Genomic DNA, 11,863 nt, shown 5'->3' with positions numbered 1-11,863 from the left:
ACACGACATTCTCACGCCCCGGGTTTTTCACCGTACCAGCGCGGGGTGTAAACCCAGACGCCGCCGTCGCCGCGCGGGAAGGTGCAGGTGGTCGAAGAACCAATCAACACCATGGTGCGCATATCCACTTGCTCGGGGGTTAAGGCGCCGAGTGTCGTGGTGCGCAGGGTCTGGCCCGGACGGCCGATGTCGCGGCCCAACACCACGGGTGTTTGCGGCGTGCGATGCTGCGCGACAATCTCCAGCGCCCGGCCCAGTTGCCACGGACGCGCCCGGGAGATCGGGTTGTAGAACGCCAACGCCAGATCCGCTTCAGCGGCCAGATCCAGACGTTTTTCGATGATCGACCAAGGCTTGAGATTGTCCGACAGCGACATCACGCAGAAGTCATGGCCCAGTGGCGCCCCGGCCTGTGCGGCGGTGGCCAGCGAAGCGGAAACACCCGGGAGAATTTCGAGATCGACGCTGTGCCACGCCGGGTCCGTCGACTCGTGCAAGGCTTCGAGCACCGCCGCCGCCATGGCGAACACGCCGGGATCACCCGATGACACAACAATCACCGAGCGCCCCTCGGCGGCCAGCCTGAAGGCGTGACGGGCGCGCTGCATCTCTTCGCGGTTATCGGTGCAGTGCTGCACTTGATCGTCGCGAAACGGCCCGGCCATGCGTACGTAGGTTTCGTAGCCGAGCACATCGGTGGCGCGGGCCAGTTCGGCTTTGACTGCCGGCACCATCAGTTCGGCAGCGCCGGGGCCGAGGCCGATCACGGCGAGACGGCCGCGTGGCCGGCCAATGCTGGAAACCTCCAAAGGCTGTTCGGCGACCGCGATCGCCATGCCGTGGCTGACCACAACTTTAGCCTCAGGCACTGCGGCACGTGCCAGAGTTTCGATGTCGCTTTGCGCCGCAACGAAGCGCAGCGGCACACCCAGCTCAAGCGCCGCTTCACGCAAAACTGGCGCAGCCATTTGCGTCTCGCTGGCCAACAGACAGGCCAGCGACTGCACGGCGATTTGCGCCTGCTGCAACGCCCGGCGAACGGCATTCGCCAGATCAGCTGTTTCGGCACTCACCGCCAGCGCCACGCTGCGTGGATAGATCAGTAACTCATTGGCACTCGCTTCACGCGCGACACTGCCGACATGAATCGAACGCTGCGCCTGCGGATCTTCCGGCAATTGCGCCTGATCCAGCCACGGCGCCGCGCCTTCGATGCGCACGCTGTGACCGGCCAACAGGTCGGAGACAAAACGCTTGCCCAGTTCCAGATCGCCCAGGGCGTAACCGCTCGGAGGGTTGAGCAGGCACGTGCCAAAACGCAACTCGCCGCTGGTGGTGATCGCGGCTGCGACTTGCAGCCCGGCAGCGATGTCGCGCGCCATGACATTCACTCCGCCGAGGCCACCCAACAGCGGCACCACGGCGCTGCCGTCTTCGGCCACGGCGAGTACCGCAGGCTCGGCGCCCTTTTCCAGCAACAGCGGCGCCAGCGTACGGATGACGATGCCGGCCGCGCACAGGGCAATGATCGGCGTGTCCTGCTGATACAGCGCGCGCAGGGTCGAGCCGAACTCCTGATAGGTGCAATCGGCGCCTTCGACGCGCCCGGCGAGGCCGTGGATCTGCGCTGCCGGATAGACCTGCTGAATGCGCCGCGCGGTGGCCAGGCTACCCTGACCGAGAATGACGATGGCTGGCGTGGATTGAGTCATCAGCCTTGCCACCGTTCGCCCGGCACGATGATCAGCGAGAAGTACGGCGACGACATCGGCTCGACCTGATCCATCGGCACGATTTTCTGATTGGCCATGGTCGCGCGCTCGACATAAAGCGCGCGTTCGGCCAGACCGAGTTCTTCGAGGACCTGACGCACTTTGGGGAAATTGCGCCCCAGCTTCATGATCACCGCCGCGTCGGCATCGGCCAGACGCCGCTTCAACTCTTCATGGGGCAACACGCCCGAGAGCACCGACAGGCTCTGATTGCGATACACCAGCGGCGCGCCGAGCACCGAAGCGCCGCCCAGCATCGAGCACACGCCCGGCACCACTTGGGCTTCATAACGAGTGGCGAGGCGATCGTGCAGGTACATGTAGGAGCCGTAGAAGAACGGATCACCTTCACAAATCACCGCCACATCGCGACCGGCATCCAGGTGTGCGGCGAGCGTCTCGGCGGCTTCGTCGTAGAAATCGCTGATGACCTGCTCATAGGACAGCGGCGCCGGCAGCGCTTCGGTGGTCACCGGGTAGACCAACGGCAACAGGTTCTGCGCCTGTTGCAGATGCGCTTCGATGATGCCGAACGCGTTGCCCTTTTTGCCTTTGGCAACGAAGTACGCCACCACCGGCGATTCGCGCAGCAGGCGCAGGGCTTTGACGGTAATCAGCTCCGGATCCCCCGGGCCGACGCCCAGGCCAAGCAAACGTCCTTTGGCCTGCATCATTCGATCTCCGTGGCGAGGGCATTGACGGCGGCGGCGGCCATGGCGCTGCCACCGAGGCGGCCTTGCATGATCACGAACGGCACGCCACGGCTGTCGGCGGCCAGGGCGGCTTTCGACTCGGCGGCACCGACGAAGCCGACCGGGAAGCCGAGGATCAGCGCCGGTTTCGGTGCGCCGGCGTCAAGCATTTCCAGCAGATAAAACAGTGCGGTCGGCGCGTTGCCGATTACCACTACGCTGCCTTCCAGATGCGGACGCCACAGCTCCAGTGCGGCGGCGGAACGGGTGTTGCCCAGCTCGCGCGCCAACTCCGGCACGCTCTCGTCACGCAAGGTGCAGATCACTTCGTTGTTGGCCGGCAGGCGCGCACGGGTCACACCTTCGGAGACCATCCGCGCATCGCAGAGGATCGGCGCACCGGCGGCGAGCGCATCGCGCCCGGCCTTGCCCGCACCTTCGGAGAACTGCAGACCGTCAATGGCCTCGACCATGCCGCAGGCGTGAATCACCCGCACCGCGAGTTTTTCCAGATCGGCCGGGATGCGCGCCAGATTGGCCTCGCGGCGAATGATCGCGAAGGAGTTGCGATAAATCTCCTGACCATCGCGGATGTAATCAAGCATCAAAGGGGCTCCGAGAGCGGGCGGCGAGCAGGGTCGCGGCCGCTTCAATAGTAAGGTTGCGTGCGTGCAGCGCGCCGAAACCCGGCTGCGTTGCATCGCGAAAATAGAGGTCGTAATGACCGGCACTGACGGCCAGCAACGTCGCCGGGGCACAGTGGGCGGCAGCGCAAGAACGCGTGCAGCCACTGAGGTGGACGTTGAGGGCCGTGGGCAGCAACGTCGCCAGATGGCGGGCGTCCTGCTTGGTGTCGGCCAGGCCTTTGCCGCAGCCACTGGCACCGGTGCAAGCGATCAGGCGTGAGAGGGGCTCGGTAGCGCGGGTCAACAGGTTCAGGTGCTCAAGGCCTTCCAGCACCTGAGCCGCATCACTTGCTTTGACGTCCGGCACCAGCAGGCTTTGCCAAGGCGTAAAACGCAGGCTGCCATTGCCGAACTGGCGGGCCAGTTGCGCAGCCCCGCGCAGCATCGCCGGATCGAGACGGCCCAGCGCCGGCACCGCACCGATATACACCTGACCCGCAGTGTTTTGCGGATGAACACCGATGTGCAGATCGTCCGCCTCGGCGGTGCGCTGCCAATCGCTGATCGGCTTGATCGGCAAACGTGCGCTCAGTTGTTGCAGAAACGCCGGCATCGGCAATTCATCGAGCAAATGACGCATGCGCGTCTGCTCGGGACGCGCCAACGCCAGGAACAACTCCAGCACCGCCACCACCAACGCATGGCCGTGCTCCAGCGCCACCGCGCCGACCGCGCGATCCGTCGGGCATCCGGCCAGGCCGAACGCCAGCCAGGTTTTGCCGTCACGCGCGAACGCCGACAACCACAGGTCATGGGGATGTTCGAGCATCGCCAGCGCTTCACCGCCATCCAGTTGCACGGCGAATTTGGCGCTCAGCTCGTGGAACCGTGGATGGCTTTGCAAAGTATCGAGGATCTGCCCGGCGAGGCCGCGCGTGTCGATCTGCATCTGCCGATCAATGCCAGCAGCGGGGCTGAGCATCAGGTTGCGCACATCGTCACCGGCCGCAGTGCGCGGGCCGAGACCGGCGGCGAGCAAGCGTTCGATCAGTGCCGCAGATTGCTCACCGATCCCGCGAATCTGCAGATTGGCACGGTTGGTCGCCTCGATCGCCGCGCCGAACTGTTCGGCAGCATCGGCCACCGCGTCGGCCTGATCGGCGCTGATCGAACCGCCATTGAGCTTGATCCGGCAGATGCCGCCGTCCAGTGCCTGGACGATACGCAGCAACCCCGGGCAGGCCGAGGGGCGTAAGGCGGTGGACATCGGGCGTTCGTTCAAGGGGCTGACCGGCTGCGTGGGAAAGGCGCTTCGCGGGCGAAGGCGCGGTATTATGCCTGCTTTGTCCGCTGGCATGAAAAGACTGCCCGTCGGAACGGCGTGTTTAGAGGAATATAGATGTCACCCTGGCTGACGGTAGTGGGAATCGGTGAAGACGGCTTCAAGGGCTTGGGCAAAAACGCCCGGCGTGCCCTGCTGGGCGCCTCGCGGATCGTCGGAGGCCAGCGTCAACTGGATTTGCTGCCGGTGTGTATTCGCGGCGAACGCCAGTTGTGGCCGAGCCCGTTCTCCCTCGCACCGGTGCTGGAACAGCGTGGTGAAGCAGTTTGCGTATTGGCCAGCGGTGACCCGATGTTCTACGGCGTCGGTGCCAGCCTCGCCCGCCAGCTGCCAAGTGAAGAGATGCTGATCCTGCCCGCCCCATCGTCCTGCGCGCTGGCCGCCGCCCGTCTCGGCTGGCCATTGCAGGAGGTGGTGACGCTGTCGCTGGTGGCCCGACCGCTGGCGGCGCTCAATGCGCAATTGTTCAGCGGCGTGCGCCTGTTGTTGCTGAGCAACGATGGCCAGAGCCCGGCGGCGGTCGCGCAATTGCTCGGCGAGCGCGGCTTCGGTTCGAGTCGCATGAGCGTGCTTGAGCATCTTGGCGGTGACGCCGAACGGCGCATCGACAGCACCGCCAATGCCTGGAATACCGCGTCCGTGGCCGACCTCAATGTCATCGCCATCGAATGTCTGGCCGACGCACAGGCCCCGCGCCTTTCGCGTCTCGCCGGACTGCCGGATTCGGCCTTCCAGCATGACGGCCAGTTGACCAAACGCGACGTGCGCGCCATCACCCTCGCCCGCCTCGCCCCGACCCCCGGCGAATTGCTTTGGGATGTCGGCGCCGGCAGCGGCTCGATCGGTATCGAGTGGATGCGTACGCACCCGAGTTGCCGCGCCTTGGCCATCGAAGCCGATGATGGCCGTCAGCAATTGATCGAGTACAACCGCGATGCGCTGGGGGTGCCTGGTCTGCAATTGATTCGCGGCAAGGCGCCGCAGGCATTGGCCGGGCTAGAACGCCCGGATGCAATTTTCATTGGCGGCGGCGTCACCCGTGAGGGCGTCTTCGAAACCTGTTGGGAACAGCTGAAGCCCGGTGGCCGTCTGGTCGCCAACGCAGTGACGCTGCAAAGCGAAGTGGCCCTGATGAACTGGCGCGAGCGCTTCGGCGGCGAACTGACGCGTATCCATGTCGCCCAAGCGCAGCCGCTCGGCGAGTTCGACACCTGGCGCCAGGCGCTGCCGATCACCCTGCTCGATCTGGTCAAACCCCTCGATGCGTGACGAAACCGCCGAACAACCCGCGCCCCTGCGCAGCGGCCTGACCACCGGCAGCTGCGCCACCGCGACCAGCCTGGCCGCCGCGCGCCTGTTGCTCAGCGGACTGGCGGCCGATGCGGTGCAGATCGTCTTGCCCAAAGGCAAACAGGTGCAGATGCGTCTGGAGTTCTGCCGCTTGACCGATGATGGCGCCGAGGCCGGCACGATCAAGGATGCTGGCGACGACCCCGACGTGACTCACGGCGCGTTGCTCTATTCGCGCGTGCGGCTGCTGAGTGAACCGGGGATTCGTTTCAATGCCGGCGCCGGCGTGGGCACCGTAACGCGGCCGGGACTGGTGCTGGGTGTCGGCGAGCCGGCAATCAACCCGGTGCCACGCAAGATGATCAGTGATCACCTGACACTGCTTGCCACCGAAACCGGTTATGCCGGCGGCTTCGACGTCACGGTCAACGTCGAGGGCGGCGAAGCGCTGGCGCTGAAAACCATGAATCCACGGCTGGGCATTCTTGGCGGTTTGTCGATCCTAGGCACCAGCGGCATCGTCCGGCCATTTTCCTGCGCGGCTTACATCGCCTCGATCCATCAAGGCATCGATGTGGCGAAAACCAATGGTTATCTGCACATTGCCGCGTGCACCGGCAATGCCAGCGAAGACACCATGCGCCGGGTCTACGATCTGCCGGAAATCGCCCTGATCGAAATGGGCGACTTCGTCGGCGCGGTGCTCAAGCATCTGCGCAAAGTGCCTGTGGATAAACTCAGCCTGTGCGGCGGCTTCGGCAAGATCAGCAAACTGGCGGCCGGACACATGGATCTGCACTCGCGGCATTCAAGTATCGACTTGCCGCAACTGGCTGAGTGGGCCGCGGCGATTGGTGCCGAAGAGGCGTTGCAGCAAAGCATTCGTGAGGCCAATACCAGCCAGCAGGCATTGGCCATGGCCAGTGCGGCGGGGATCGCCCTCGGTGATGAGATCTGCCGCCATGCGTTGAATTTCGCCCGCAGCGTGGTGCCGCCGCAGGTGCAGGTCGAGGTATTTGCGATTGATCGTCAGGGCGGCATTGTCGGGCATGCCGGAGGTTTTGCATGAAGCGGATTTTGCTGCTCGGCGGCGTCACTGAGGCACTGGCGATTGCCCGCACGCTTGGGCCAGAACATATCTACAGCCTCGCCGGTGTTGGCCGGGTGCCGACGGATCTGACCTGTCAGGTGCGCGTCGGTGGTTACGGTGGCGCTGAGGGTCTGGCGCAATTCATTCGTGACGAAGGCATCGAACTGTTGCTCGACGCCACGCATCCCTATGCCGCACAGATCAGCCAGAACGCCGCGACCGCCGCGCGACTGACCGACATCCCCTGCTGGGCGCTGCGCCGTCCGGCCTGGCAGCCGCAGCCCGGTGATGACTGGCGCGAAGTCAGCGACTGGGCCGAGTTGATCACTGCCCTCAAGCCGTTTCGCCGACCGCTGTTCACCCTCGGCCGCGAACCGCTGCAGCACCTCAATGAAATCCCTCAGGACCAGTTCTGGACTCTGCGCGCCCTCGACGTCTACCCGGGCAATGAACGCTGCGAAGTGATCGGTGCGCGTGGGCCGTTTCTGCTTGGGGATGAGCGCGCACTGTTCGAGCGGCGGCAGATCGATGTGTTGATCAGCAAGAACAGCGGCAGCACCGCCACCGAGCCGAAGCTGGAAGTGGCGCGCGAGCGTGGGCTGCCGGTGATTGTGTTGAAGCGACCGGGGTTGCCGGGGGTTGATCGGGAGTTTGCCTCGGTCGACGCAATCCTCATGGCCCTTGCGCCCCTTAACCTTATCTAAAAACAAGCGCAGTTCTCACGGACGCCTTCGCGGGCAAGTCGAATCGTCGCACCGCCGCTTCCACAAGGTTCGCGACGTACACAGACTACGTGTTCGCCACCGACCACTGTGGGAGCGAGCCTGCTCGCGAAGACGTCGGCAAAGTCTGCACATCATTGCCTGACCCACCGCTTTCGCGAGCAGGCTCGCTCCCACAATGTCACGGGCTCGGCCGGATATCTGACCTGAATCCTACAAACGCAACGGACACTGCCCACAACAACTTAACGAATCACTGACTATCGGCAGTCAGCGTCCACCTCTACGCTCAACGTCTTTGACTCCAAGGGCGCACACATCCAATGTCAGAAGAATTCGCCCGTTTTGACGCCGTCGAGTACCTCAAGACTCCCGAGGATATGGCGGCATATCTGGATGCCTGTTTTGACGACGATGAAGGCGATGGCGTTCTGATTCGTGCAGCACTCAATGACATCGCCCGAGCTCAAGGCATGACACAAGTGGCGCGGGATGCAGGTTTGGGCCGCGAAAGTCTTTATAAAGCGCTCAGTAGCACTGGCAATCCCGAATTCGCAACTATCATGAAAGTCATGAAGGCTCTGGGTTTGCGATTGCATGCCGTAACACTGTGAAGGCGCTGCGACACCAAACCGCACGACGCTTTTTTACTTATCGGCCCTGATCAGGCTAAATAGCCGCGCCTGATCGCCCACCCAATGGATCTGTCCCATGAACCGACACCGGCTAGCAATTGCCTGGATCGCCTGCTTTGCAGTGCTGTTCAACATGCTCGCCATGCCGATGACGGGAGCGATGGCGCAGGCGGCCAATTCACCGGCCGAACAGTTGCTCTGGAGCAGTTTCTGCACCGGCAGCGGGACGAAGATGGTGGCGATCAACATCGGCACCATCGATCAAAAAGCCCCGAGCAACGACAATCATTCGAACATGCAGCATTGCTGGTGCTGCTCAGGCTCGGCGCCACTGGTGGGGCTGCCGGGGCATTCCCCGCAGCTGTATTTCGCCCGCTACGAAAGCAACCGCAGCGTGGCGCCAGCCTCTCTGCAAACACCCACGCCGCGCCAGCAATGGCCGAGTCTCAATCCCCGCGCTTCCCCTCTGGTTTGATTTGTTCGCGCAATTGACCTGCGTTTCAAATCGTTCTGGAGAACTGCCATGTTGAACAAACTCATCATCGTCGCTGCGCTGCTGTTGCCGGCGTGCTTTGCCCATGCTCACGAATACAAAGTTGGGGAACTTGAGATCGCCCATCCGTGGTCGCAAGAGTTGCCGCCGAACGCACCGACGGTCGCCGCCTATTTCATCATTCACAACGCCGGCAAGACGGACGACCGCCTGGTCAGCGTCGACTCGCCTATCGCTCCCGAAGCGCAACTGCACGAACACGTTATGCAGGGCGATCTGATGAAGATGCAGCAAGTGCCGAGCGTGGCCATTCCGGCCGGCGGCAACGTGACGTTTGCGCCAATGGCCTATCACGTGATGCTGCTCAACCCGAAAGACCGCAGCCTGCTCAGCGACGGCAAGCGCTTCCCGCTGACGCTGCATTTCGACAAGGCCGGTGACGTCACCGTCGAAGTCTCGGTGCAGAAGAAACCGCCGGAAACCACACAGGCCCACGCGCACGCCCAGTAAGCCTTCCGGCAGACTCCGCCCATGCGCCCGCTGAGCGCCAGGCCCTCCCGGCAACGCCGTCAGACTCAACACCTGACTCGCGGCAGCTGGATCGCCCTGTTCGCCATGTTGATGATCTTCATCGGCCCACTGATTTCTCAGTCGATGCCGATGGATCAGCACGCCTCGACATCGATGCCGATGAGCATGGACATGTCGATGGACATGCCGGGCATGGATCACGCGGGCCATGATGCAAAACCGAGCGCCGAACACTGCCCACCGCAATCCTCGCACCACGTGCTGTGGGAAAAGTGCGGCTACTGCAGCCTGCTGTTCAATTGCCCGGCACTGACCGGTGGCGGCGATTTCGTCGCTTTCAATATCCCGCCGCTGAACACCTTCACCCCGCCCTCCCCGCGCCTGGGCCACGCCCGGCAGACCTTCTTCCCCGGCGCCCGCACCCGCGCCCCGCCCATCGCAGCGTAAACACGCACCTTTGATTGCACACGGTTGAGAAGACAGCTTCAGGCTGCCGGCCGTGTCGTTTACGACTGTTTGATGGAAATTGTCATGTCCAGGTTTGCTGCTGTTCCACGCTCGGGCGTTGCCCCGGCGTCCTTCGCTCTGAACGAATCGCGGGTTCGTTTCAGGCACGCTACCGCCGTCCTTTGCGGCGTCCTGCTGTCACCGCTGGTACTGGCCGATGATCACGCCGGCCAGCAGGAAGAACTGAGCCCTACGGTGATTACCGCGATCGCCCCGAGCTCACCGCTGACCATCGTCACCAACCCCAAAGACCCGCGCCAACCGGTGCCGGCCAGTGATGGCGGCGATTATCTGAAGACCATTCCGGGCTTTGCGCTGGTGCGCAATGGCGGCACCAACGGCGATCCGGTACTGCGCGGCATGTTCGGTTCGCGCCTGAACATCCTCACCAACGGCAGCATGATGCTCGGCGCCTGCCCCGGCCGAATGGACGCGCCGACTTCGTATATCTCGCCGGAAACCTACGACAAACTCACCGTGATCAAAGGCCCGCAAACGGTGCTTTACGGCCCCGGCGCGTCGGCGGGTACGGTGCTGTTCGATCGTGAGCCAGAGAGCTTCGGCGAACTCGGCACCCGCGTGAACGCAAGCATTCTGGCCGGCTCCCACGGACGTTTTGACAAGGTTGTCGACGCCGCTGCCGGCGGCCCGTTGGGCTACGTGCGCGTGATCGGCAACACCGCGCATTCCGACGATTACCGCGATGGCAACAACGACATCGTCGCCTCACGCTACGACAAGTGGAACGGCGACATCGCAGTGGGCTGGACCCCGGACGCCGACACCCTGATCGAGCTCACCGCCGGCAAGGGCGACGGCGAAGCGCGCTATGCCGGACGCGGCATGGACGGCTCGCAATTCCTGCGCGAAAGCCTCGGCCTGCGTTTCGAAAAATCCAACATCACTGACGTGCTGGAGAAACTCGAAGCGCAGGTCTACTACAACTACGCCGACCATGTGATGGACAACTACACCCTGCGCACGCCGTCCGGCACCGGAATGATGTCGGGGCCCATGGCCTCCAACGTCGACCGCCGCACCCTCGGCGCACGGATCAAGGCCACCTGGCGCTGGGCTGATATCCAACTGATCACCGGCCTCGACGCGCAGACCAACGAACACCGCCAGCGCAGCGGCATGGGCATCGATACCTACAAGGATCAGCCGTACAGCAAGGACGCCGATTTCCATAACTATGGCGTGTTCAGCGAAATGACCTGGTACGCCGCCGACCGTGATCGGCTGATCAGCGGCGCCCGCGTTGACCGCGCTTCAGCCAAGGATTACCGGCAAACCACCGGCTCGGGAATGATGTCCCGCCCCAACCCGACCGCCGACGATACCCGCGCCGACACCCTGCCCAGCGGGTTCATCCGCTACGAGCATGACCTCGCCGACAGTCCGACCACGCTCTATGCGGGTCTCGGTCACGCGCAACGCTTCCCGGATTACTGGGAGCTGTTTTCGCCCAAGTCTGGCCCGGCAGGATCGGTCAACGCGTTCGATTCGATCAAACCGGAAAAGACCACTCAGTTCGACTTTGGCGTGAACTACAAGAGCGCCGAACTTGAAGCCTGGGCCTCGGGTTATATCGGCGTGGTGCGCGATTACATCCTCTTTGATTACACCCCGGGAATGATGGGCATGAGCACCTCGCGCGCCGAGAACATTGACGCGCGAATCATGGGCGGTGAACTCGGTGCCGCGTACAGACTCACCGACCACTGGAAAGCCGATGCGACCCTGGCCTACGCCTGGGGCAAGAACAGCAGCGATGGCAAAGCACTGCCGCAGATGCCGCCGCTGGATGCGCGTTTCGGCCTGACCTATAGCGAAGACAACTGGAGCGCCGGTGCACTGTGGAGGGTGGTTGCCGCGCAAAATCGTATCGATCAGAACAAGGGCAACGTGGTCGGCAAGGATTACGACAAGAGTTCGGGCTTCGGCGTGTTCTCACTCAACGGTGCCTACCGGATCAACAAGAACTGGAAGGTCAGCAGCGGCGTCGACAACCTGTTCGGCAAGGCTTACGCCGAACACCTGAACCTGGCGGGCAACGCCGGATTCGGCTACCCGGCCAATGACCCGCAAGCGATCAATGAGCCGGGGCGCACGCTCTGGACCAAGGTCGACATGAGTTTCTAACAGCATCGCCAGCAGGCT

Annotated in this window: 12 protein-coding genes; 8 read left to right on the top strand and 4 right to left on the bottom strand. The window is 63.4% G+C overall.

Annotated features, from left to right (window positions below):
• Nucleotides 1-11: 11 nt before the first annotated feature.
• Genes cobJ through cobG form a run of 4 tightly spaced genes read right to left on the bottom strand, consistent with a single transcriptional unit; the run spans nt 12 to nt 4,357 of the window.
• Nucleotides 12-1,712, bottom strand: coding sequence for a precorrin-3B C(17)-methyltransferase (gene cobJ, locus HU754_RS04445; RefSeq protein WP_186620952.1), 1,701 nt, complete (start codon nt 1,710-1,712; stop codon nt 12-14).
• Nucleotides 1,712-2,446, bottom strand: a complete 735-nt coding sequence (locus HU754_RS04440; RefSeq protein ID WP_371857758.1) for a precorrin-2 C(20)-methyltransferase — start codon at nt 2,444-2,446, stop codon at nt 1,712-1,714. Before HU754_RS04440 ends, cobJ begins: the two co-directional genes overlap by 1 nt.
• Nucleotides 2,443-3,069 (bottom strand): precorrin-8X methylmutase, encoded by a 627-nt coding sequence (locus HU754_RS04435; protein ID WP_093430238.1) that lies wholly within the window; start codon nt 3,067-3,069, stop codon nt 2,443-2,445. The genes HU754_RS04440 and HU754_RS04435 overlap by 4 nt, the downstream gene beginning before the upstream one ends.
• Nucleotides 3,062-4,357 carry a precorrin-3B synthase gene (gene cobG, locus HU754_RS04430; protein WP_275959772.1) on the bottom strand — a complete coding sequence of 432 codons (1,296 nt, stop codon included), beginning with the start codon at nt 4,355-4,357 and terminating at the stop codon, nt 3,062-3,064. Before cobG ends, HU754_RS04435 begins: the two co-directional genes overlap by 8 nt.
• Nucleotides 4,358-4,489: 132 nt before the next feature.
• Here cobG and cbiE point away from each other — a divergent pair, with 132 nt between their 5' ends.
• The 8 genes from cbiE (at nt 4,490) to HU754_RS04390 (ending at nt 11,845) form a co-directional block, all read left to right on the top strand.
• Nucleotides 4,490-5,701: a precorrin-6y C5,15-methyltransferase (decarboxylating) subunit CbiE gene (gene cbiE, locus HU754_RS04425; protein WP_186620956.1), complete on the top strand. Its 1,212-nt coding sequence runs from the start codon at nt 4,490-4,492 to the stop codon at nt 5,699-5,701.
• Nucleotides 5,694-6,791, top strand: coding sequence for a cobalt-precorrin-5B (C(1))-methyltransferase (locus tag HU754_RS04420; protein ID WP_186620958.1), 1,098 nt, complete (start codon nt 5,694-5,696; stop codon nt 6,789-6,791). The genes cbiE and HU754_RS04420 overlap by 8 nt, the downstream gene beginning before the upstream one ends.
• Entirely contained in the window at nt 6,788-7,516 is a 729-nt protein-coding gene (locus HU754_RS04415; RefSeq protein ID WP_186620960.1) for a cobalt-precorrin-6A reductase, read from the top strand. The genes HU754_RS04420 and HU754_RS04415 overlap by 4 nt, the downstream gene beginning before the upstream one ends.
• Before the next feature lie 341 nt (nt 7,517-7,857).
• Nucleotides 7,858-8,148 carry an addiction module antidote protein gene (locus HU754_RS04410; protein WP_186620962.1) on the top strand — a complete coding sequence of 97 codons (291 nt, stop codon included), beginning with the start codon at nt 7,858-7,860 and terminating at the stop codon, nt 8,146-8,148.
• Nucleotides 8,149-8,245: 97 nt separating this feature from the next.
• Entirely contained in the window at nt 8,246-8,644 is a 399-nt protein-coding gene (locus HU754_RS04405) for a DUF2946 domain-containing protein (protein ID WP_186620964.1), read from the top strand.
• A 48-nt stretch (nt 8,645-8,692) separates the two neighbouring features.
• Nucleotides 8,693-9,172, top strand: a complete 480-nt coding sequence (locus HU754_RS04400) for a copper chaperone PCu(A)C (protein ID WP_099757876.1) — start codon at nt 8,693-8,695, stop codon at nt 9,170-9,172.
• Between the two features lie 21 nt (nt 9,173-9,193).
• Entirely contained in the window at nt 9,194-9,640 is a 447-nt protein-coding gene (locus tag HU754_RS04395) for a DUF2946 domain-containing protein (protein ID WP_186620966.1), read from the top strand.
• 84 nt (nt 9,641-9,724) lie between these two features.
• A complete protein-coding gene (locus HU754_RS04390) occupies nt 9,725-11,845 on the top strand; it encodes a TonB-dependent copper receptor (RefSeq protein WP_186620968.1) in 2,121 nt (706 codons plus the stop codon).
• Nucleotides 11,846-11,863 lie beyond the last annotated feature (18 nt).

The organism is Pseudomonas zeae, assembly GCF_014268485.2.
GTDB lineage: Bacteria > Pseudomonadota > Gammaproteobacteria > Pseudomonadales > Pseudomonadaceae > Aquipseudomonas > Aquipseudomonas neuropathica.
The sequence above is the reverse complement of the archived record's forward strand: the minus strand, read 5'-3'. Positions and strand labels throughout refer to the sequence as shown.

What these genes read in the sequence shown, in the direction of transcription:
- HU754_RS04390 (WP_186620968.1), top strand. Translation starts at nt 9,725, where the DNA reads ATGTCCAGGTTTGCTGCTGTTCCACGCTCGGGCGTTGCCCCGGCGTCC.
- cobG (WP_275959772.1), bottom strand. Translation starts at nt 4,357, where the DNA reads ATGTCCACCGCCTTACGCCCCTCGGCCTGCCCGGGGTTGCTGCGTATC.
- HU754_RS04395 (WP_186620966.1), top strand. Translation starts at nt 9,194, where the DNA reads ATGCGCCCGCTGAGCGCCAGGCCCTCCCGGCAACGCCGTCAGACTCAA.
- HU754_RS04440 (WP_371857758.1), bottom strand. Translation starts at nt 2,446, where the DNA reads ATGATGCAGGCCAAAGGACGTTTGCTTGGCCTGGGCGTCGGCCCGGGG.
- HU754_RS04420 (WP_186620958.1), top strand. Translation starts at nt 5,694, where the DNA reads ATGCGTGACGAAACCGCCGAACAACCCGCGCCCCTGCGCAGCGGCCTG.
- cobJ (WP_186620952.1), bottom strand. Translation starts at nt 1,712, where the DNA reads ATGACTCAATCCACGCCAGCCATCGTCATTCTCGGTCAGGGTAGCCTG.
- HU754_RS04410 (WP_186620962.1), top strand. Translation starts at nt 7,858, where the DNA reads ATGTCAGAAGAATTCGCCCGTTTTGACGCCGTCGAGTACCTCAAGACT.
- HU754_RS04435 (WP_093430238.1), bottom strand. Translation starts at nt 3,069, where the DNA reads ATGCTTGATTACATCCGCGATGGTCAGGAGATTTATCGCAACTCCTTC.
- cbiE (WP_186620956.1), top strand. Translation starts at nt 4,490, where the DNA reads ATGTCACCCTGGCTGACGGTAGTGGGAATCGGTGAAGACGGCTTCAAG.
- HU754_RS04415 (WP_186620960.1), top strand. Translation starts at nt 6,788, where the DNA reads ATGAAGCGGATTTTGCTGCTCGGCGGCGTCACTGAGGCACTGGCGATT.
- HU754_RS04405 (WP_186620964.1), top strand. Translation starts at nt 8,246, where the DNA reads ATGAACCGACACCGGCTAGCAATTGCCTGGATCGCCTGCTTTGCAGTG.
- HU754_RS04400 (WP_099757876.1), top strand. Translation starts at nt 8,693, where the DNA reads ATGTTGAACAAACTCATCATCGTCGCTGCGCTGCTGTTGCCGGCGTGC.